Source organism: Streptomyces sp. NBC_00285 (genome assembly GCF_036174265.1).
Lineage (GTDB): Bacteria > Actinomycetota > Actinomycetes > Streptomycetales > Streptomycetaceae > Streptomyces.
Genome location: NZ_CP108055.1, coordinates 7,342,530 through 7,361,912, shown reverse-complemented (window position 1 = coordinate 7,361,912; position 19,383 = coordinate 7,342,530). Strand labels below are relative to the sequence as shown.

The 19,383-nt window shown below is 63.9% G+C and carries 21 protein-coding genes; 12 read left to right on the top strand and 9 right to left on the bottom strand.

Features of this window, described 5'->3' with window-relative positions:
- Window positions 1–143 precede the first annotated feature (143 nt).
- From OHT57_RS34120 to OHT57_RS34100, 5 genes are all read left to right on the top strand, one after another.
- A complete protein-coding gene (locus OHT57_RS34120; RefSeq protein WP_328750580.1) occupies window positions 144–1,079 on the top strand; it encodes a cellulose-binding protein in 936 nt (311 codons plus the stop codon).
- A 361-nt stretch (window positions 1,080–1,440) separates the two neighbouring features.
- On the top strand, window positions 1,441–2,397 hold the full coding sequence (locus OHT57_RS34115) for an ABC transporter ATP-binding protein (protein WP_328750579.1): 957 nt from the start codon (window positions 1,441–1,443) through the stop codon (window positions 2,395–2,397).
- A gap of 2 nt (window positions 2,398–2,399) precedes the next feature.
- Window positions 2,400–3,170 (top strand): ABC transporter permease, encoded by a 771-nt coding sequence (locus OHT57_RS34110; RefSeq protein WP_328750578.1) that lies wholly within the window; start codon window positions 2,400–2,402, stop codon window positions 3,168–3,170.
- A 115-nt stretch (window positions 3,171–3,285) separates the two neighbouring features.
- Window positions 3,286–4,476, top strand: a complete 1,191-nt coding sequence (locus OHT57_RS34105) for an ABC transporter ATP-binding protein (RefSeq protein ID WP_328750577.1) — start codon at window positions 3,286–3,288, stop codon at window positions 4,474–4,476.
- Window positions 4,473–5,348: an ABC transporter permease subunit gene (locus OHT57_RS34100; RefSeq protein WP_328750576.1), complete on the top strand. Its 876-nt coding sequence runs from the start codon at window positions 4,473–4,475 to the stop codon at window positions 5,346–5,348. Before OHT57_RS34105 ends, OHT57_RS34100 begins: the two co-directional genes overlap by 4 nt.
- A gap of 11 nt (window positions 5,349–5,359) precedes the next feature.
- On the opposite strand, the gene OHT57_RS34095 is transcribed toward OHT57_RS34100, so the two are convergent.
- Window positions 5,360–5,701: an ATP/GTP-binding protein gene (locus tag OHT57_RS34095; RefSeq protein ID WP_328750575.1), complete on the bottom strand. Its 342-nt coding sequence runs from the start codon at window positions 5,699–5,701 to the stop codon at window positions 5,360–5,362.
- Window positions 5,702–5,923: 222 nt separating this feature from the next.
- Here OHT57_RS34095 and OHT57_RS34090 point away from each other — a divergent pair, with 222 nt between their 5' ends.
- Window positions 5,924–6,952: an LLM class flavin-dependent oxidoreductase gene (locus OHT57_RS34090; RefSeq protein ID WP_328750574.1), complete on the top strand. Its 1,029-nt coding sequence runs from the start codon at window positions 5,924–5,926 to the stop codon at window positions 6,950–6,952.
- 90 nt (window positions 6,953–7,042) lie between these two features.
- Here the strand turns inward: OHT57_RS34090 and OHT57_RS34085 are convergent, their stop codons facing one another.
- Window positions 7,043–7,435 carry an SCO5389 family protein gene (locus OHT57_RS34085; RefSeq protein ID WP_328750573.1) on the bottom strand — a complete coding sequence of 131 codons (393 nt, stop codon included), beginning with the start codon at window positions 7,433–7,435 and terminating at the stop codon, window positions 7,043–7,045.
- Window positions 7,436–7,689: 254 nt separating this feature from the next.
- Between OHT57_RS34085 and nucS the strand changes: the two genes are divergently transcribed.
- Window positions 7,690–8,442: an endonuclease NucS gene (gene nucS / locus OHT57_RS34080; protein ID WP_328750572.1), complete on the top strand. Its 753-nt coding sequence runs from the start codon at window positions 7,690–7,692 to the stop codon at window positions 8,440–8,442.
- 135 nt (window positions 8,443–8,577) lie between these two features.
- Here the strand turns inward: nucS and OHT57_RS34075 are convergent, their stop codons facing one another.
- From OHT57_RS34075 to OHT57_RS34055, 5 genes are all read right to left on the bottom strand, one after another.
- Window positions 8,578–9,324: a hypothetical protein gene (locus OHT57_RS34075; protein ID WP_328750571.1), complete on the bottom strand. Its 747-nt coding sequence runs from the start codon at window positions 9,322–9,324 to the stop codon at window positions 8,578–8,580.
- 10 nt (window positions 9,325–9,334) lie between these two features.
- A complete protein-coding gene (locus OHT57_RS34070; RefSeq protein ID WP_328750570.1) occupies window positions 9,335–10,426 on the bottom strand; it encodes a ComEC/Rec2 family competence protein in 1,092 nt (363 codons plus the stop codon).
- Between the two features lie 257 nt (window positions 10,427–10,683).
- Window positions 10,684–10,893: a hypothetical protein gene (locus OHT57_RS34065; protein ID WP_328750569.1), complete on the bottom strand. Its 210-nt coding sequence runs from the start codon at window positions 10,891–10,893 to the stop codon at window positions 10,684–10,686.
- A 55-nt stretch (window positions 10,894–10,948) separates the two neighbouring features.
- Window positions 10,949–11,665 carry a 5-formyltetrahydrofolate cyclo-ligase gene (locus tag OHT57_RS34060; RefSeq protein WP_328750567.1) on the bottom strand — a complete coding sequence of 239 codons (717 nt, stop codon included), beginning with the start codon at window positions 11,663–11,665 and terminating at the stop codon, window positions 10,949–10,951.
- Between the two features lie 11 nt (window positions 11,666–11,676).
- Entirely contained in the window at window positions 11,677–12,966 is a 1,290-nt protein-coding gene (locus tag OHT57_RS34055; protein WP_328750566.1) for a helix-turn-helix transcriptional regulator, read from the bottom strand.
- Window positions 12,967–13,049: 83 nt separating this feature from the next.
- On the opposite strand from OHT57_RS34055, the gene OHT57_RS34050 reads away from it, so the two are divergent.
- The 4 genes from OHT57_RS34050 to OHT57_RS34035 all read left to right on the top strand — a co-directional run bounded on the left by OHT57_RS34050 (window position 13,050) and on the right by OHT57_RS34035 (window position 16,676).
- Complete coding sequence (locus OHT57_RS34050; protein WP_328750565.1) at window positions 13,050–13,394, top strand: hypothetical protein; 345 nt, start codon at window positions 13,050–13,052, stop codon at window positions 13,392–13,394.
- Window positions 13,391–13,984 (top strand): ATP-binding protein, encoded by a 594-nt coding sequence (locus tag OHT57_RS34045; protein ID WP_328750564.1) that lies wholly within the window; start codon window positions 13,391–13,393, stop codon window positions 13,982–13,984. Before OHT57_RS34050 ends, OHT57_RS34045 begins: the two co-directional genes overlap by 4 nt.
- Window positions 13,985–14,151: 167 nt before the next feature.
- Complete coding sequence (locus OHT57_RS34040; RefSeq protein WP_328750563.1) at window positions 14,152–15,162, top strand: PIN domain-containing protein; 1,011 nt, start codon at window positions 14,152–14,154, stop codon at window positions 15,160–15,162.
- A 290-nt stretch (window positions 15,163–15,452) separates the two neighbouring features.
- Complete coding sequence (locus OHT57_RS34035) at window positions 15,453–16,676, top strand: hypothetical protein (protein ID WP_328750562.1); 1,224 nt, start codon at window positions 15,453–15,455, stop codon at window positions 16,674–16,676.
- A 78-nt stretch (window positions 16,677–16,754) separates the two neighbouring features.
- Here the strand turns inward: OHT57_RS34035 and OHT57_RS34030 are convergent, their stop codons facing one another.
- Both OHT57_RS34030 and OHT57_RS34025 read right to left on the bottom strand, forming a co-directional pair.
- Window positions 16,755–17,732 (bottom strand): hypothetical protein, encoded by a 978-nt coding sequence (locus OHT57_RS34030; RefSeq protein WP_328750561.1) that lies wholly within the window; start codon window positions 17,730–17,732, stop codon window positions 16,755–16,757.
- A gap of 209 nt (window positions 17,733–17,941) precedes the next feature.
- Window positions 17,942–18,817: a helix-turn-helix domain-containing protein gene (locus tag OHT57_RS34025; RefSeq protein WP_328750560.1), complete on the bottom strand. Its 876-nt coding sequence runs from the start codon at window positions 18,815–18,817 to the stop codon at window positions 17,942–17,944.
- 149 nt (window positions 18,818–18,966) lie between these two features.
- Here OHT57_RS34025 and OHT57_RS34020 point away from each other — a divergent pair, with 149 nt between their 5' ends.
- Window positions 18,967–19,254, top strand: a complete 288-nt coding sequence (locus OHT57_RS34020; RefSeq protein WP_328750559.1) for a hypothetical protein — start codon at window positions 18,967–18,969, stop codon at window positions 19,252–19,254.
- Window positions 19,255–19,383 lie beyond the last annotated feature (129 nt).

Below are 19,383 nucleotides of genomic sequence, written 5' to 3'. Positions count from 1 at the left end.
AAGTTTTTGGCAAGCCGTCCCGGGGTTAGCCACTCAAAAGGGGTGTCATTCTCCAGATCAAACACGTATCCGCTCGATGACACACCGCTTCGGCCCCTAGGATTCCCCCTATCACCTCACCGGTCTCATTTGACAGGAACCCCATGAGCGACACTTCCCCCTACGGCTTCGAGCTAGTGCGGCGTGGGTACGACCGCGCTCAGGTGGACGAACGGATCTCCAAGCTCGTCTCCGACCGTGACAGCGCTCTCTCCCGCATCACCGCCCTGGAAAAGCGCATCGAGGAGCTCCACCTCGAGACGCAGAACGCCCAGGCCCAGGTTTCCGACGCAGAGCCGTCGTACGCCGGCCTTGGCGCGCGTGTCGAGAAGATCCTCCGCCTCGCCGAGGAGGAGGCCAAGGACCTGCGCGAGGAGGCCCGTCGCGCGGCCGAGCAGCACCGTGAGCTCGCCGAGTCGGCGGCCCAGCAGGTCCGCAACGACGCAGAATCGTTCTCTGCGGAGCGCAAGTCCAAGGCCGAGGACGAAGGCGTCCGGATCGTCGAGAAGGCCAAGAGCGACTCCTCCCAGCTGCGCCAGGAGGCGCAGAAGGACGCGCAGCAGAAGCGTGAGGAGGCTGACGCCCTCTTCGAGGAGACCCGCGCCAAGGCCGCGCAGGCCGCCGCCGACTTCGAGACGAACCTCGCCAAGCGCCGGGAGCAGTCCGAGCGCGACCTGGCGTCCCGTCAGCAGAAGGCGGAGAAGCGCCTCGCGGAGATCGAGCACCGGGCGGAGCAGCTGCGCCTGGAGGCCGAGAAGCTGCGCACCGACGCCGAGCGTCGCGCCCGCCAGACGGTGGAGACCGCGCAGCGCCAGGCCGAGGACATCGTGGCCGACGCCAACGCCAAGGCGGACCGCATCCGTTCGGAATCCGAGCGCGAGCTGGCGGCTCTGACGAACCGTCGCGACTCGATCAACGCTCAGCTGACGAACGTCCGCGAGATGCTCGCCACGCTCACGGGTGCCGCGGTGGCCGCCGCGAGCTCCCCGGTCGAGGACGAGCCGATCTCCCGTGGAGTTCCGGCTCAGCAGTCCCGCTAGTCAGTAGCGCGTTCCAGAGGCCCGCACCGTCTCCCCCGAAGGTGCGGGCCTCTGGCGCGAGCGGAACCGCGGCAGCGCACTGTCCCGGGCAGCGGGACCGCTCACCGACCCTTCGGGTCCCCGCCCGGTCGTCCTAGTGGGCTTGTTGCCGATGGCGCTGAGGCCCTGCCCTCCGCCCTCCCGAGCGTGCGGCAACTCGGCGGCCTCCTCGGCATCACGGATCTCCTGGCCCCTTTCGGCCATGGCGGTTTCCCGTGCGCCGTCGTCCGGTCCACGGGTTTCACGTTCCTTGCCGTGCTCGTCGGTTTCCGTTTGCCCATCGGAGTGGCATTCGTGGGAGCGCGCCCCTAGCGTGGTCGGCATGATCGAGCTCGAGGGGCTGACCAAGCGGTACGGCGAGAAGGTGGCGGTCAACAACCTGACCTTCGCCGTCAGACCGGGCATCGTCACGGGCTTCCTCGGTCCCAACGGTGCCGGCAAGTCGACCACCATGCGCATGATGCTGGGCCTGGACCGGCCGACCGCCGGGGACGTCCGTATCGACGGCAAGCACTACGACCAGCTCAAGGACCCGCTGACGTACATCGGCGCCCTGCTGGACGCCAAGGCCATGCACGGCGGGCGCAGTGCCTTCAACCATCTGCTGTGTCTCGCGCAGAGCAACGGGATCCCCCGTAAAAGGGTTCACGAGGTCCTCGACACCGTGGGTCTCACCGCCGTCGCCAGGAAGAAGGCCAAGGGCTTCTCGCTCGGCATGGGCCAGCGGCTCGGCATCGCGGGCGCACTGCTCGGCGACCCCCGGATCCTGATGTTCGACGAGCCGGTCAACGGACTGGACCCCGAGGGCATCCACTGGATCCGCAACCTGATGAAGTCGCTGGCCACGCAGGGGCGGACGGTGTTCGTGTCGAGCCACCTCATGAGCGAGATGGCGCTGACCGCGGACCACCTCGTCGTCATCGGCCAGGGGCGGCTGCTCGCGGACACCTCCATGGCCGACTTCATCGCGCAGAACTCGCGGTCCTACGTCCGTATCCGCACCCCGCAGCGCGAGCGGCTGCTCGACGTGCTGCACGCGGCCGGGGTCACCGTCGTGGAGACCGGCAACGGCACGCTGGAGGTGGACGGCAGCAAGTCGGAGCACATCGGCGAGCTGGCCGCCCAGCACCAGCTCGTGCTGCACGAGCTGAGCCCCCAACAGGCCTCCCTGGAGGAGGCGTTCATGCAGCTGACCGCGGAGTCGGTCGAGTACCACGCACACAGCGACACGCCGCCCGGGCAGCAACAGGCCTGGGGCGACGGCTGGAAGGGGAACTGAGCATGGCGGCGACCCAGGTCATCCGCTCCGAGTGGACCAAGATCCGGTCGGTGGCGTCCACGGTGTGGACGCTCTCCCTCGCCGTGGTCGTCACCATCGGGCTCGGCATCCTGATCTCGGCCCTGTCGAAGAACGAGTTCGACAACATGAGCCGTCAGGACCAGCTGTCCTTCGACCCGACCTTCATCAGTTTCGCCGGGATGACCCTCGGCCAGCTGGCGATGATCGTGTTCGGGGTGCTCGTGGTCGCGAACGAGTACAGCACCGGCATGATCCGCACCTCGCTGGCGGCCGTACCGCAGCGCGGCACCTTCCTGGTCGGCAAGATCGCGGTCGCCACCGCGCTCTCGCTGATCGTGGGTGTCGTCACCACCTTCGTCACCTTCTTCCTCGGGCAGGCGATGCTCGGCTCCCACCGGGCGGAGATCGGTGATCCCGGAGTGCTGCGCGCGGTCATCGGCGGCGGCCTCTACATGACCCTCATCGCGATGTTCTCGATGGGCGTGGCCGCGATGCTGCGCTCGCCGATGCTGTCGCTGGGCATCCTGATGCCGTTCTTCTTCCTGATCTCCAACATCCTGGGCAACGTCTCGGCGACGAAGAAGATCGGCCGGTTCCTGCCCGACCAGGCCGGCAGCAAGATCATGCAGGTGGTCACCCCGCTCGACGACGACACCCCCTACGGCCCCTGGGGCGGGCTCGGGATCATGGCGCTGTGGGTGGCGGCGGTGCTGATCGGCGGGTATGTCCTGCTGAAGAGGCGTGACGCGTGAGGCCGTCGAAAGGCTTTGCTTTCATTTGAGCGGAACCGTCAGCGTCCCGATAAGCTCCTAACCCTTACGGGGGGCGTGTGCCCCGCTGTCCTGAACCTTGCGATGGGTGCGGAGCATGATCGAGGCAGTCGGCCTGACCAAGCGCTACGGCGACAAGACCGCTGTGTACAACCTTTCCTTCCAGGTACGTCCCGGTGCCGTCACCGGCTTCCTGGGCCCCAACGGCTCGGGCAAGTCGACGACCATGCGGATGATCCTCGGGCTCGACAACCCCAGCGCGGGGCAGGTGACGATCGGCGGCTATCCGTATCGCAGGCTGCCCAACGCGGCCCGGCAGGTCGGCGCGCTGATCGACGCCAAGGCCGTGCACGGCGGCCGGTCGGCCCGTAACCATCTGCTGTGCCTGGCCCAGCTGTCCGGCATCCCGGCCCGGCGGGTCGACGAGGTGCTCGGTGTCGTCGGCCTCCAGGACGTGGCCAGGAAGCGCTCCAAGGGCTTCTCGCTCGGCATGGGCCAGCGGCTCGGCATCGCGGCCGCGCTGCTCGGCGACCCGCAGGTGCTGCTCTTCGACGAGCCGGTCAACGGGCTCGACCCCGAGGGCATCCTGTGGGTGCGCAACCTGATGAAGGCGCTGGCGGCGGAGGGCCGTACGGTCTTCGTCTCGTCCCACCTCATGAGCGAGATGGCGCTGACGGCGGACCACCTCATCGTCATCGGGCGCGGACAGCTGCTGGCCGACATGGGCGTGGGCGAGTTCATCGCCGCGAACTCCGCCGGGTTCGCCCGGGTGCGGACGCCGGACACCGAGCCGCAACTGCGCGAGAAGCTGTCGGCCGCGATCACGGAGGCGGGCGGACGCGTCCTCCCGGAGCAGGACGGCGCGCTGCGGGTGACGGGGCTGCCCCTGCCCCGGATCAGCGACATCGCCCACGACACGGACGTACGTCTGTGGGAGCTGTCCCCGCACCAGGCCTCGCTGGAAGAGGCGTACATGCGGATGACGCAGGGTGCCGTGGACTACCGCTCGACCAGCGACCAGAAGGCGGGGCTCATGCAGCCCCTCCCCCCGGGCGCCCAGCCCCCCATGCCGGTTCCCGGCCAGGGCCAGCCCGACTGGTACCCGCCGGCACCGCCGCAGCAGGGCGGCCAGCCGTTCCCGGGCCCGCAGGGCCAGCCGCAGCCGGTCCCGTACGGCGGCCCCAACCCGTACGCCCAGGCGGGCCCCGCGGCTCCCCAGGGCCCGGCTCAGCCGGCCGCGCAGCCCTCCGCTCCCGCCACCCCGACCCAGCCCGAGGACGCCCGATGAGCACCCCGCAGCCCCCGATGCCGCAGGCCGCCGCAGCGAACTGGCAGGCGGCCGCCGGACCGTCGTCGCACCCGGGCTACACCTCGCCGATCCCCGTCGTGCGGACGCATCTCGGGCATGCGATCGGGTCGGAGTGGACGAAGATCCGCTCGGTGCGGTCGACGATCTGGACGCTGGGCGTGTTCGTGCTGCTCGTCATCGGCATCGGGCTGGCGGTCGCCGCGCTGCTCTCGGCCAGCGCCTCGCAGGACGACCTGAGGGGCGAGAACCCGCTGTCGTTCGGGTTCTTCGGAGTGCTGCTCGGCAGCATGTGCGTCATGACGCTCGGCGTGCTGACCACGGCCTCGGAGTACGGCACCGGCATGATCCGGACCACGATGGTCGCCTGTCCCTCCCGCGGCCGCGTCCTCGCGGCGAAGGCGATCGTGTTCTTCGCCGTCGCCTTCGTGACGACCCTGGTCTCGGTGTTCCTCGTCGCCCTTCTCGACGTGGCCCTGCTGGACGGCGCCCGGACCCCGACCGGTCAGGAGTGGCTGAAGGGCACCTTCGGCATCTCGCTCTACATCGCGCTGCTCGGTCTGCTCTCGCTGATCATCGGCTCGATCATCCGGCACTCGGCGGGCGCGATCACGATCATGATCGGCGTGGTGCTCGCCCCGCTGGTCATCGCGCTGTTCATGTTCTCGCAGTCCCTGGAGGGCCTGCGCCAGGCGCTGTTCGAGTACTCCATCCCGAACCAGCTCAGCGTGTTCTACTCCAACTCCCTGTCCGAGTCCGGCCCTTCGGGCTGGGACCCGCTGTGGATCATCCTCGGCCTGACGGCCGTCCTCTTCGCCGGGGCCTACGCCCTCCTGGAGAACCGGGACGTCTAGAGGGGCCTGCCCTAGAACTTCGGCGCGTTACGGGACCGCTGCACCCGCGTGGTGCGGCGGTCCCGCGCGTTCCAGCACGCCTTGTGCCAGTGCCGGCGCTCGTCGACGCCCGAGTGGTCCGGCCACGCCACGATGTGCGGGACACCGTCCGGGATCATCTGGTCGCAGCCCGGACAGCGGTACGTCTTGCCCTGCGCGCTCGCCCCCGCCACATGACGGATGTTCCAGTCCTCGCCCTGCCAGTGCGTCGAGGACTGGAAGCCGCCGTAGCGGCCCGACCGGTCGTCGTCGGCGCTCTGGTCGGCCGAGTCCGACGAACCGGCACCCTTGGGTCGGTTGCGACGCGGGGACACGGGACACCTCACGGGGCTATACAGGAAGCAGGGACCGTATCCAGCCTACGCGGCGGGACGCGGGGCATACGTAGGGAACCAACCCCCACAAGTCCCCCTCCGGGGAGACCATTCTGCAGACAATCGGCAAATCTCTCCGCCAGGCCGTGTCCTCGGCACGTGTCAGACGGTTATGCCGAGTGGGGGAGCTCCGTGTCGGAGCCAAGGAAGCAGGAAAAGCACATGCACGTAGGAACATTCGTGTTGGCGGCTCAGTTCCCGGGACAGGGCCAGGGGGAGGCGCTGCACCGCGCGGTCCGCTCGGCCGAGGTCGCGGAGGAGGCCGGACTCGACGCGGTCTGGCTCGCGGAACACCACTTCGTGCCGTACGGCACCTGCCCGTCCGCGATCACCCTGGCGGCCCTGCTGCTGGGCCGCACCCGCCGTATCCGGGTCGGCACCGCCGTGAGCGTGCTGCCCACGGCCCACCCCGTGGCCCTCGGCGAGCAGGCCGCGCTGCTGCACATGACGAGCGGCGGGCGCTTCTCGCTGGGCGTGGGCCGCGGCGGTCCATGGGTCGACCTTGAGGTGTTCGGCGCGGGTCTGGAGGCCTACGAGAAGGGGTTCCCGGAATCACTCGATCTGCTGGTGCGCTGGCTGCGCGAGTCCTCCGTCGGCTCCGTCGGCGAGCGATTCCGGTTCCGTGAAGTGCCCGTCGTACCACGGCCGTCGGAGTCGCTCACGGAAGCGGCCGGCCCCGAGGTGGTCGTCGCCTGCACCTCGCCCGCGAGCATCCGGCTGGCCGCGGAGCGCGGACTGCCGATGCTGCTCGGGATGCATGTCGGGGACGAGGAGAAGACGGAGATGGTCGCCCTGTGGCGCAGGCAGGCGCGAGCGGCCGGACACGCGCCGGAGAAGGTCCTGGGAGCGCCCCATGTCTCGGCCGGTGTCTGCCAGATCGCGGACCGGCGCACGGACGCTGTGGAGGCTCTGGTGAAGGCGATGCCGGGCTGGCTCAGGCAGGGACTCGGCGCCCATGTCACGGTCGACGGCCGCGAACGGCAGATGCGCGACCCGGTGGCCTACACCGAACTGCTCTGCGGACTGCACCCGGTGGGCACCCCGCGGCTGTGCGCCGACCGCCTCGCGGCGACCAGCGAGCGGACGGGCATCTCCCGTTTCGCCCTGCTCGTCGAGGGCTCGGGAGACCTGGCGGCCACCGAGGAGAACGTACGGCGGCTCGGTGGCGAGGTACTGCCGCATCTGACCTGAAGTGGACGAGGACCCTGTCCGGCGGGAAGCCTGCCGCCCCGATACTGATGCACCTCCCGCGTAACGGAGCGGCAAGCAGGCGGCGTCGCGTCAGCAGTCCCGGAACTCCGGAGACTGGTTCAGCAACTGACTGCGCACCGAGGTGAAGCGGACCAGCGTCTCGTCGACCGAGGCGTCCAGCGGGAACACCGCCACCCGATGGCAGTTCTGGAAGGCCAGCCGCACACCGAAGTGCCGTTGCAGGGCGCCGCGTATCGCGTCACTCGCAAGCGCACGCAGCAGCTGACCGCGTGCCTGCTCGTCCGGCGGGGGCGTCTGGTTGTCGGCGAAGTTGCCGCCGTCCACCTTCAGCTGGGCCACCAGGGAGCTGATCATCTCCCATGCGTAGGGCAGGGAGGTCCGGACGCAGTCGACGAATTCACGTTCGTCGACCTCGTCTCGCTCGGCCTTCTCCAATAGAGCCGGTGAGACGTCGAGCGACATGGGTTCTCCTCTCGCACCCCCGATTCCTCGGAGGTTGCCGGACAGATGAGGGAGTTCGCGATACCGGCACTCTCAGTACATGCACCGCGACCTCCCGGTTACTACGGTAGGCAACGGACGGTGACGGCACCAGGAGAATGCGAACAAAGGGCACTCCCAACAGGCCCACAATCGGCCACAAGTGAACAGGACTCCTTCACAGCCTTACGGGCCGAATCGCGTGGACATGCGCCCGTCGAGTAGCGTTGCCGACCATGCGTCTCGTCATTGCCCGGTGTTCCGTCGACTACGCGGGCCGGCTCACCGCCCACCTGCCCTCGGCCCCCCGTCTGATCCTGGTGAAGGCGGACGGCAGCGTCTCCATCCACGCCGACGACAGGGCCTACAAGCCCCTGAACTGGATGTCGCCGCCCTGCACGTTGAAGGAGGGAACCGGCGACGACGAAGGCGTCTGGACCGTCATCAACAAGGCGGGCGAGAAGCTCATCATCACGATGGAGGAGATCCTGCACGACTCCTCGCACGAACTGGGCGTGGATCCCGGCCTGATCAAGGACGGCGTGGAAGCACACCTCCAGGAACTGCTCGCGGACCGCATCGAAACGCTCGGAGACGGCTACAGCCTGATCCGCCGCGAGTACATGACGGCCATCGGCCCGGTCGACATCCTGTGCCGGGACGCCGACGGACAGACCGTCGCGGTGGAGATCAAGCGGCGCGGTGAGATCGACGGGTCGGAGTCGAAGGAAGGTACCGCTTCCCCTAAGCCTAGGCACTGGGCTGTGGAGATCAAGCGACGCGCCACGATCGACGCAGTGGAACAGCTCACGCGGTACCTGGATTTCCTGAACCGGGATACGACGATTGCGCCCGTCGGGGGCATCCTCGCAGCTCAGAGCATCGCGCCGCAGGCTCGGACGCTTGCCGAGGATCGCGGCATGCGGTGCGTCGTCCTTGATTACGACGAGCTTCGCGGCATCGACAACAAGGAAGATCGCCTGTTCTAAATCGACGATCTTGCACGCACAAAGCGCCCGGCCACTCGACTGGCCTTGCGCTTTTGATACTGCGGACGAATGGCAGTGCTACAACCGCTTGCACTCGCCGTCCACCACGCCGCCCTCGACGCGGCTCGCGTCGGGCTACTGGGTTCCCTCAGGGGCAGGTTGGGCCTTCTCGGTGACCAAGAGAACCGCAGCTTGCAGCAGCTCGTACGCGTACTTTTCTCCGGCGTTCTTCATGCGTGCCTGCGACGGAAGGAAGCACCAGATAACGAGGCAGACCACGGTCGCGACGAGAGCGAGGACATTCACGAGGGTGATGGCGGGCTGATGCTCGACGTTCGCGAGCCACAGCATGTACGCCAGGACGCCAAGGACCACCAGGAGCGCGGTGATCCGTCCGGTCCATCGGATGCCGTACAGGTTCCGATGGAAGCCGTAACCCCGGTTCTCGGCACGTACGAGAGGGAACTTCGCTTCATCCCGCGTGAGGTTACGAATCTGGCCGACAGCAACCTCTATCGCCTCGTCGGCCTTGGTCGGGTTCGCCCGTTCGCTGCGAGCCGAGGCCAGTTCGATCCCGGTCACAGATGAGACGGCCTTCCGCCAGGTCTCCCGCTGTAGCGAATTCTGCCCCTCTTGTCGGAGCCGAAGTTCCTGGATGGTCGGGGACCCGCCCCATGAGGCCCAGAGAGTCTTCTGAACCTTCTGTCCTTGGTGACGTACGAGTTCAGCGAGGACGATCGGACCGCCGGCCAGCGAGAGCGCCATAAGAACCGAGACAACAACGGGAGCCTTGCTGAGACCAAGAACCGCCAGCGCAACGCTGACGGGCAGCAACGCGAGGAGGCCGGGCGCAAGTCGCGCCCGGCGCTCGTAGTCGTCCAACCAGAGCACGCTACTTGTCCCCGTTGTCTTCTACTTCAGTGTGAAGCGGCTCGGGAGTAGATGTGCCGTAGCCCTCCCGATCAGGGGCATCGTGGCAGTGACACCTCGTTGTTCCCTGCGTCAGATGAACGGGGTACCCCCGCCGTCGGAAGGCGTTCGTCGTCTTCTTCGCGGGGTGCTTGTGCTCGGGATTCTTCTTGGGTACCGATGCGAAGGCCGTCCCGATGACGGCCGTCTGCCCCTTGGGTCCGAGCAGTCGGTTGAGGATCGACGGACTGACGTTCCGGCGGCTCCCGTGGTGCGGCACCTGAACAAACTGGAGTTCGCCGGGCTGGAAACCATCAGCCTCTAGAACATCAAGCGCCTGACCGAGGGCAGGAATCCCAGCGTCACCGGTGAACAGCAGCTTCCGTCCCTCGACCTCCAACAAGCAGATGGCGCTGGTGTTGTTCTTAGCGGAGGTCTCACCGTTCTCGCCCAACGTCTCGATGTCGAGATCCTCATGAGCAGTCCCCGCCAGTAGCTTATGCAGCACCAGGGCTTCCCAACTCGCCCTGGCTGCCGCCTCGGAGTCTGGCTCGACGATCTCCGCGAGCAACTCCCGGTAGTAGTCCTCGGTGGGGCCGAGGACGCGGAGGACGCCGTCTTCACTCGTCCAGTCGAGGAACGGTTCCTCGATGGGAACGCCCTGCGCTTTGGCAACTTCTTCAAGAGCAGTCGCACCCTGGAGCGAATCCCTCAGCTCTGTATGCAGCGCCTGCGCGTTGAGAGAGAGGATCATCTTGGCCCGCTGCATGCCCGTCGAATGGCTCCAAGGCTTGTGCATGAGGAGCTTCTTGACGTCTAGCTCCTCCAGGACGACCCGCAACCCGCTGATGTGATCCTGATCCGGATGCGTTGAGACGACAAGATCAACGGTGCCGGTGTCGTAGCGCTCCCGGATGTGCTCGACGAGCGCTTCACCTGCGACTCGGTAACCACCGTCAATAACGACCACGGTCTGCTCATCGCGCGAACCGTAGAGGTTGCCATAACGAAGAGCGATGGCATCGCCACCGCTCGACTCCTCCCCAACCGGGAGGAAATCTATCTCGTAGCCCAAGGGGAACCTACCTGTCACACGTCGTTGTGGTACTGGCAAATTTTGCCACTGAGGTGTGACAACGCGACGAGTGAGTAACTTATTCCCGATTCATGCGTGTTGTCGCTTTTGTTTAAATATTTCATTCACTTGAGCCACACGAGGATCAGAGGCACCACAAGACACCAGGGACGTGATTGGCATCACAGAAGAGCGCCCGACCTCCGCCAGGAGACAGGGCGCTCTGTTCATGCGGAGTCGGGCCGCTTCGGTAGCGGTCAATCCTCCACGACAAACGTGAACAACACGCCGTATCCGTAGTACAAGACGTTGTGCGACACGATGCGGCCGCGTCCGAGCGCTTGGGCAAGCTTGGGTTGTTCGTGCACCAACGTCGCATAGTCAAGGCTCATCGTTACCGCCTCCCCATGCTTGTCGGGCATGAAGCGGCTGCCGAGTTCATTCCAGGCCACCAACCGTTGCGCCATGTCCCCCACCCCTCCTATACGACGCTGACGCGCCGCGTTGAAGCCGACTACCGAACTATGACGGCCGACGCTGCGCGAGCACCGGAATAGCCGCGATCTTCTCCGGCGTCAGGTCCTCCCACACCAACCCGCGCGGTCGGCGGCGGTTGGCGCAGGGGATCACTTCGTCAGGCGTGACGATGTAGTCCACGGAGAAATCGTGCTCCGTCTCGGGGATGTCGTCCTCGATGACCTGGAGCTGGTGCACCGGCGCAACGATCACCGTCTTCTCGGTGACGAGGCCGGCTTCGATAAGAAGCGCCACTTCAAGGTCGGAGTACCCGGCACCCTTGCCGATCCGAGCACCGGAGCGGTTCACGGCGACACTGCCGCACACCACGATGTCGATGGGTTGCACCTCATCTACGCTGACACGTCGAGCAACCCGAGCCGCGCCCTTCTTCTCGGCGGCCTCCTCGGGTGGGATGCTCAGCGCCTCAGGGTCGAGCAGGTAGAACGGTTGGACGCTGGCCATCTTCGGCACGGCCATGTAGACGCGCTTGCCATCCTTCAAGGCGCGAACGCGCACAGGAAGCTGCGCCCAGTCGGGGTTGGCCTTGATGGTTCTCGCTGCCCGCCACTCGTCCAGACCGGCAAGCTGTTCCGCCGTCGCTTCCGAGCCGTAGAACCCAGGAATCTTGCCGTACGAGTCAGCCGGGGCACCGCCACCGTCAATGAGTCGCTGCCACACCCGCTCGCGTACGGCCTGCTTGGCCTGGTCGATGTCTGTCACGCCCCACCCATCTACATCAGGGCGAGGAGCCTGTCATTCAGCTCAAGCGCCCATGGTTCGCTTCGCCACTGCCGCAGCTCGCGCCCGGCAGAGAAGGCCAGATTAAGACCACCTCCACCGCGAGTCAGCTCGACGGCATCAATGGTGCGGTGCATGGTCGCAGCGGCTTCGTCGAGCTTCCCTTGACGGATGAGCGCCAATGTCAGGTTGCCCAGCGCGATGGCCTGAGACTTCTTCTTGGCAGCCAGTGCCCGCGAAGTCATGCGGAGGATCGGTTCGGCCCGCTCGGGAAGATCGAGAGCCAAGTAGCAGGAGCCTGCGAGCCGGTTGAACTCGTTGACTGTGTAGTACGGCGCGGCCAGATCATCCGGGTGCACGCGGTCGAACTGAGCCTCGGCCTTCTTCAGAGCGTCCTCACACTCCTTGAGCGCGCCGGTCATGGCGTGCCCCTCAGCAACGTGCAGAAGACCGAGTCCAGTGAGCGACGGGCTGACCAACCGGGCCACCTCGACTGCCCGCTCGGCGAGCATGACCCCGTGCTCCGCGTTCTTCTCGCCGTACAGGGCGACGAAGCTCATCCGGAGAGTGGCGTACGACTCCGTTGACGGATCACGAGCATGTCTTGCTGCCGCCACCGCTTCCTCGAAGTACCCAAGTGGTGCGGCGTGGTCGCGGCGTTGGGAAGCATCCCAGGCCAACTGGCCTAGAAAGGTTGCCGAATCGGCCTCGACTTCGTACAGCGCTCGGCGTACACGAGGGTTCCTGGCGTTCTCACGGAGGTAGCGAACTTGCCCGTGCAGCTGACCGGCCGTACCAAGGAGGCTCGTCGAAGACTCTTGGTCGTACAACTCATCCAGTTGCCGCAGCCGCTCGTGAAGGTAGGCGACTACCACCAGGTCCGCGGACGCTGGGTTTTCGAGAACATAGGTCATACGGTCGCTGGGCTTGGTGTCCGTGATGGTGATGTCTTCGAGGAGTGCCTGTAGTTCGTCACGTCCAACCTTGAGCGCCCGCGCCAGTTTTGGCCGTAAATACGCTTGAGGCTCCGTGTCGGCGCTTTCCCAGCGACCTACCGTTGACCGCTCGACGCCTAGATGTTCAGCTAGTCCCTCTTGGGTGAAGCCTGCTGATTTCCGGCGCCTGGCGAGGCCTATACGTCTCGCTGCCATCGCCCATCCCTCCGTTACGGGGCGAGTCTCTACCGTAGCGGCCAGTGGGTCATCTGTGCAGGCCAGACCGGTGAATGCGTCACGGATGCGACATTCGTGCAGCACGTTTGCTGTGGCGTCTTTGCAGGTCAAACCGCTTCCCTGGGTCGCAGGTTGGCGAGCAGTTGGATCCCCCGCCGCTGCTCGCCAACCGTTCCTCAGCCCCCGGAGGACGGATGACCCCCAACATGTTCGGTTACATGCGGCAGCTCGCCCGCGACGACGACAAGGACGAAAACGAGGCAATCAAGCGGGAGTTGGCAGCCCACGCACAGCGCGAGGGCTTCACGTTGCAGCGGCTGTTCATCGAACGGCTCCGCGCCGACGAGGAGTCGGCGTTCTTCGCCCTGACCGACGCACTCAAGAGCACTGACGTCCGCCACGTCATCGTGCCGTCCCTGTGGCACTTCGCTCGCCTGCCTGGTTTGCAAGCTGCCATGCGCGCCCACATTGAAACCGAGATCGGCGCTCGTCTTTGGGTGGTTCAGGGCTCCTCGATGCCGAGGAGCAACGCGTCATGAACCATGCCGACATCGTGCGCCCCATTCCACTGCTCGCGGCGTCACTTCGGTTGACCGCCGTTCCTACCGCAGTCGGCCACTCCCGGATGTTCGTCCGCTTCACGTTGAACCGCTGGAACCTTTTGGACCAGGAGGAGTCGGCGACGCTCATCATGAGCGAGCTGGTCACGAACGCGATCCAGGCCAGCGGCATCACCGACCCCGCCCCGAAGCCGTGGCAGATCAAGGAAGAGCACGTCATCGGCGTGCAGCTGCAAGTCGTGCACGGCAGGCTCTTCGCCGAGGTCTGGGATCGCACACCAGAGACGCCAGTGCGCCAGAACCCCGACTTCAACGCCACCAGCGGTCGAGGGTTGTTGTTGGTCGAGTCGATCGCCGAGAAGTGGGGCGTCTACCGCCCGCACGTTGGCGGCAAAGTCGTGTGGGCGGAACTTCCCCTGGGATCTACAGAGCCGCCGCCTTCTGACCCCCCGCACCGTCCCCTCTTGTTGCCCGCAGGCATCCGAGCCCCATGGGGGCCGTTTGAACTTCAGGCGCGTCAAGCACTGCTTGACCGCCTGATGGTGACGACCTTTGAGCGGAGGAGGTGACCCATGGGCGGAGGAGCCCCGTAAGCGAGGCCGGCTGACGGTTGGTCGGCTCGATCAAAGGAAGTCAGGACAAGAAGTCGCACCCCCCGTTCACGCGAACGGGGGGTGCTGCTTCGTGCCCGTGGAATGCGGTGGAGCTTGTGCTACCCGACGACTACCGTTGGTCCATGACGGACAGTCAGCTCGAACCTCCCGCCAGACCTGCGCCGCTTGATCCCTTCAGTTCAAGCACGCCGCACTTGGTTGGCATCGTGGACACCAACGCCCTGATGAGCAGCATCGAGAACGACTGCCGTCACGGACGCCGGTCACGACTGTTGAGGATGAGCGACAACGGGTCTGCCGTTCTGTTCGCCGCCGATCACGTCTACGACGAGATGTACGAGCGACTTCCTCGCTTCGCGAAGCGTTGCAAGGTACCCCTGGCACCGCTGGTCGAGTGCTTCGAGGAGGTCTACCTCCCCGCCCTTCGGTTCGTCACCGTGTCAGACCTAGATGCTCCCGACCAACAGGTGCTGGCTATCACCGACCCGGACGACGTACCAACTGGGGTACTCGCCAAGCTCATCGCACCGTGCGTCGTGTTCTCAGAAGACAGACACCTCAAGAAGCCGGGTCTAGCCCCGAAGGACTGGCGCACGGCCGCCGCGTCTGCCGTCGACATCGCCGAGGGGGTCTGGGGTCAAACCGTCACTGTGAACGTCGCCGCCTTGCCGTTCCGAGGTGCAGTTGAGCTGCTCACGTTCACCGGACGCAAGGTTGGCGTCTCACCATGGCTACTCGGCGGCATCCTCCTCGGAACAAGCGCCTTTCTCCTGAAAGGCTCGGAACGACGGAAGGCTACGGCCAAGTTCACAGGCCACGCCGCTGAGGCGATCTACAACCAACTCGCGGTCGACACAGCACGAGAACAGCGAGGCATCGCGGGGCTGCGTGACGTCATTCTCCCGGCGCCTTCACAGCCAACGCTCCGACAACAAGTAGCCATCGCGTTGGCTCGACAGCCCCAACCGGTGCTGGCCACCGAGGTACGCGGGCTGATCTACGACCACTTCCCAGACGAGCCGGCCGTGAGCGTCCAAGTAGTGCGGAGCGTCCTCGAAGAAGGTTCAGAGTTCGTACAGGTACAGCGCAACCGATGGCAGCTCGGGCGCGAGGTCGCACCGCGGCAGTCCTGAACGCTGCGATCTACCGGGTGGTGGCCATGGGCGCTGAGTGGCAGCACTCAGAGCACCATGCGCACCCGATCACCGAGGCGCAAGAATTCCCTGGCATTGTGCCTCTTGTAGCGCAGTAGAATTTTCCTAGCGCCCGCTCCCATGCGGGGCCAAGTTCCCATGCGCCAAACCTTGAGGTGCCCGTGATCTTTAAGTCGGCGGTGTCTGCCCTCGCGAAAATTCTCCGTAGGCCAGTTCCTGACGGAAAGGTCACCTCAGCACGTCTCCTGGAACTCACTACCGAGTTCTACGTGGAGTCGACCGACTTCAATGGTCTGCCGGTGGGCGCCCTCGATCTGGAGCCGGATGAACTCCGAGTGCTCCTTCGACCGCTTGTCGAACAGGACTCGCTGTATGTCAACTACGGCGACCGGCACCCCAATCCCCACATCCTGGCGTTTGAGCCGGAGCCGCAAGAAGTGCAGCTTGAAAAGCTGACGACTCTCGACCCCACGGTCGCGTGCCTCTATCCCACCGTAAAGCACCTTGAATCGGTTGTGGATCGCGACGCGTACCGAGGCAGGCCGTACAGCCTCGAACTTGCCCTTGGGTATCCTGCCCTCGGCCATCACTTCTTCGATCTCTCGATCCTGGAGTCTTACCGCAACGATCCCCGCTATTACTACCGATTTGATATCAGCGGGACGATCAGCATCCACGACGACCACTTTGGTCAGTCAACCATGCCCGAGCGAGATCAGGTGCTGCTCCAGTCATTCGGCTTGGCGCTCTCTAAAGAGCAATATTGGGGAGTCATCGTTTTTCGGCGGTACCTTTCTTCACTCTCCCCGGAGCATCAGCAGATCTGGAAGGCCAAGCAGGAGAACGACCGGGAAAAGTTCGCTCCGCATCCCGACTACTGGCGGTCGAGCATCCATGGGGAATGGCAGGAGAAGCTCTCATTGTTCCGGGCCTTCTTGGAGGAGATGGAACAGATCAACGCACTTGCGCAGCACATCGGGCGCCCTCGGCTCTTCCGGAACACCTACAGCGAGAAATGGCCGAATGACTTTGGCTATCTGATCCGTCCAACAGGCCGAGAGTTGGCGAACTTCGCTGGCGTCCTCGACAAGATGCTTTCGGACAACATCAACCGGGAATTCTTTCAGGATGAGGTTCCGTACGAAGAAGAACGGACCGACAAGCAAGATCGCATCATCGTTACTCAGATCGGAACCATCCGGATTCTAGAGGAATGGCTCAAGGAAAAATTCAAGATCCAAGACACTGATAGTGTTGAACTCATTAAGCAGGCCATCAAGACTCTGAAGGCCGTACGCAAGAAGCGCAACCCCAATGCGCACTCGATCAAACCAGACGAGTACGACGTGGCATTGTTCGAGGAACAGATCCAACTAATGCGTGACGCCTATCGCGCTTTGGTGACACTGCGACAGATTCTCCAGTGCCATCCGCTGGCGCAAGGCTACGAGGTGCCGAGCATTTTGGAGAACCAAGAGGTGTGGGATTTTTAGAAGACTGGCGTGGTCCTTGGGTACGACTCATTGAAGGAGCCGTTCAAGTCGGCCTGGCCGGCGCGAGGTAGAAGTGCCTCAGTCTTCGCTCGCCTCATCCTCCTGCGGATCGACGAGGTTCTCACGAGTCACGACACGAGGCTTGGCCTGTCCTCGCTTACTTGCCGACTCACGCGGCTTGGCATGAACAGTCACCAAGTAGACGGTGACACCTTCAACGTGGAGTCGCGGCGGCCAGGGCTTCGTGACTTCATCCGTCGGCATCTGGAGTCCTTGGTCACTCAGATTGAACGTCACGAGATAGGCAACGCTCTTGCCATAGTCATGCGCGTAGTCGAGCGCCTGCCGGAAGCCCTTGGCTACGTACGGAACTCCGTAACCCTTCCTTGAGGTGTCGTACAACTTGACCTCGCAGACCAAGGGGTCGTCACCGTCCAGCCCTGCGGCTACATCCACTTGCCCTGAAGCGGACTTCGGTTGCGAAAACGGATAGTCGATGCCCTGGTCAAAGAGGAACTGGCGCAAGTGGGTGTCATACGTGTCTTCGCCGTGCTTGGTGTCGGCCTGGTACTTCTCGTACAACTCGGCTTGGTCGAACCACTCAAGGCGCCGTGCGAACCGTTCCAACATGTAGAGCACCTCGCTCGCGGAGCCGAGTTGCTCCATGAGGTATTCAACAAACGGCCGAACCGTCTGCTCCGTCATCTCACGAAGGATGACATCGAGATATTTGCTAACCGAGAAGGATTGGGCAACACCAAAAGGGTCTGCCCCGTCTGCCCATCGCTGAATGAACCACCAGATAATTTTTGCCCGTCCCGACTCGGTGTCAGGCCAAGAAAAGCTGCGCGTACGAAAATTGTCGCGAACCCATTCAGCGGGATTAATTTCGGTGTTGGAATTTTCGAGCGTTTCGGTGATAGCTCGGAGAGCCGGAGACTTCTGGATGAAGTCGCGAAGGTACCGAATCTCGTGCTTGTACGCATCGTGATGCGCTCCGTAGACGAGGCCGTACTTCTGCTTGAGCTTTGCTTGCAGGTTGTGCTCGTAGCGCATGTCAACAGCCCTTCACGAGATGTATATTTGAAAACCCCGCGATACTAGATCGCGGGGCATAGATGCAGAGCATCGGGCTTAACTAGGACAGGTCGTCCCCACCGATTCCGCCGCCCATTTAAACCACTCCTTCCGAGCTGAGTTTAGGTGATGCGATGCAGGCTACATGAACCCAGCATTCACATCACACAATTGGCAATATTATTTTCTCAAATATTCCACGACCAAGCAAGGCCGCAATGCTCAACCTGCACCTGCCTGAAGTCGTGAAAGTAGAATCCGTCAGAGTTTTTCGCCAAAACCCGGTCAGGCTCAGGGTCTTCCTCGATCTGCATACTTCCAATACTTCGACTCCACCAGATTTTATCCGGGAGCGCAGGTTCCGTGAACTGCACACGAATTGAGTGCAACGGAGTACCCTCGCTCGCGAAATGGTATCGCAGAACTGGACGCGTTACCTGGTCACTATTTACAAACGCCTTGCAAGAGAAAGAATACAGTGCCGGGTCATCCACAAGTGCATTATCTAGCTCAAATACGGCATAGACGATACCTGGTCCACTCTCCACACTTTTCAAAAGAGTGCATCCCATCCCAGCCCTGACATCAAGCTCACCACGCTTTCCGGTGTAATAGTGGAGCCTCTCGGCGAAGTAGCGAGAGTCCCCTTTTTGGCGAACCGTACAAATAATGTTCAGTTCAGTGATTACTCCTCGCGCATCCACTCGATAATTGTGCTCAAGCGCCTGGATTTGGTAGGTCCTACGAATTTCCTCGACTAGGGAATCCGCAGTAACCTCGCTGCCTAGATTCTGTGCGACGCGGTCAGCATCTTCCCTAGCTCGCCTGCCTTGAACCTTCTCAAAGGCGCTTTGAAGTACCCGTCGATCACCGTTAAAATGGCGAATGTACGTCTCCACCAGCCCCCAACTCGGAGTCACCCTGCCAGTCTCGACGCTGGAAATATGGCCGCTACTAAAGTTACCGCCATCAAGGTTTTTCACCCCGCGGGTCGTTACGCCTGCTGCTAGGCGCGCTTCCCGGAGGAGTGCGCCTAGTTCAATACGATCATCAACATTACCCACAGCCACCATCCATGATGCTTGATTCTGCTTGCTCGCTAGTCGCTTGCTCGCTTGCCGGAAATCTCCCTTTGGCAAGCATAGAACCAAGCAGGCAGGCTCCAACTTGCCCCGCAGAACACCGGGTTCAGCGGTAAGCGAAGGGGATCTTCATGTCATACGAGATCGTCAGGCGGGGGCAGTCAAGCCCTGTGCTCCCGGCCGCCACACGCCGGGAGATCAGCCGCATCGCGGCTGAGACCAAGATCGAGCAGAGCCGAGTGCAATCCAAGGTCATGGTCGGCGAGTTCGCCATCCAGGAAGTCGGCTACATCAAGGCCATCCAGCACCAGGCCGAGCAGGCCAACCCGGATGCGGCCGAGGCCATCGCCCTCATCGTCAACATCACAGTGCAGGGCGTCGCTCGCCGCCTCGCCAACTTCAACAACGACTGGCAGTAGGGATGAACAGCGTCACCATCCTCCTGCTGATGGTCTTGGCTTTCTTCGGAGGCCGTGCTTGGCAGTGGCGACGCAATCGGGCAGCCGTGCGGTTCAGTGAAACGGCCTCGGAGTTGTACGCCACCATCA

What these genes read in the sequence shown, in the direction of transcription:
- OHT57_RS34045 (WP_328750564.1), top strand. Translation starts at nt 13,391, where the DNA reads ATGAACCATGCCGACATCGTGCGCCCCATTCCACTGCTCGCGGCGTCA.
- OHT57_RS34050 (WP_328750565.1), top strand. Translation starts at nt 13,050, where the DNA reads ATGACCCCCAACATGTTCGGTTACATGCGGCAGCTCGCCCGCGACGAC.
- OHT57_RS34040 (WP_328750563.1), top strand. Translation starts at nt 14,152, where the DNA reads ATGACGGACAGTCAGCTCGAACCTCCCGCCAGACCTGCGCCGCTTGAT.
- OHT57_RS34100 (WP_328750576.1), top strand. Translation starts at nt 4,473, where the DNA reads ATGAGCACCCCGCAGCCCCCGATGCCGCAGGCCGCCGCAGCGAACTGG.
- OHT57_RS34030 (WP_328750561.1), bottom strand. Translation starts at nt 17,732, where the DNA reads ATGCGCTACGAGCACAACCTGCAAGCAAAGCTCAAGCAGAAGTACGGC.
- OHT57_RS34090 (WP_328750574.1), top strand. Translation starts at nt 5,924, where the DNA reads ATGCACGTAGGAACATTCGTGTTGGCGGCTCAGTTCCCGGGACAGGGC.
- OHT57_RS34115 (WP_328750579.1), top strand. Translation starts at nt 1,441, where the DNA reads ATGATCGAGCTCGAGGGGCTGACCAAGCGGTACGGCGAGAAGGTGGCG.
- OHT57_RS34085 (WP_328750573.1), bottom strand. Translation starts at nt 7,435, where the DNA reads ATGTCGCTCGACGTCTCACCGGCTCTATTGGAGAAGGCCGAGCGAGAC.
- OHT57_RS34020 (WP_328750559.1), top strand. Translation starts at nt 18,967, where the DNA reads ATGTCATACGAGATCGTCAGGCGGGGGCAGTCAAGCCCTGTGCTCCCG.
- OHT57_RS34105 (WP_328750577.1), top strand. Translation starts at nt 3,286, where the DNA reads ATGATCGAGGCAGTCGGCCTGACCAAGCGCTACGGCGACAAGACCGCT.
- nucS (WP_328750572.1), top strand. Translation starts at nt 7,690, where the DNA reads ATGCGTCTCGTCATTGCCCGGTGTTCCGTCGACTACGCGGGCCGGCTC.
- OHT57_RS34120 (WP_328750580.1), top strand. Translation starts at nt 144, where the DNA reads ATGAGCGACACTTCCCCCTACGGCTTCGAGCTAGTGCGGCGTGGGTAC.
- OHT57_RS34065 (WP_328750569.1), bottom strand. Translation starts at nt 10,893, where the DNA reads ATGGCGCAACGGTTGGTGGCCTGGAATGAACTCGGCAGCCGCTTCATG.
- OHT57_RS34110 (WP_328750578.1), top strand. Translation starts at nt 2,400, where the DNA reads ATGGCGGCGACCCAGGTCATCCGCTCCGAGTGGACCAAGATCCGGTCG.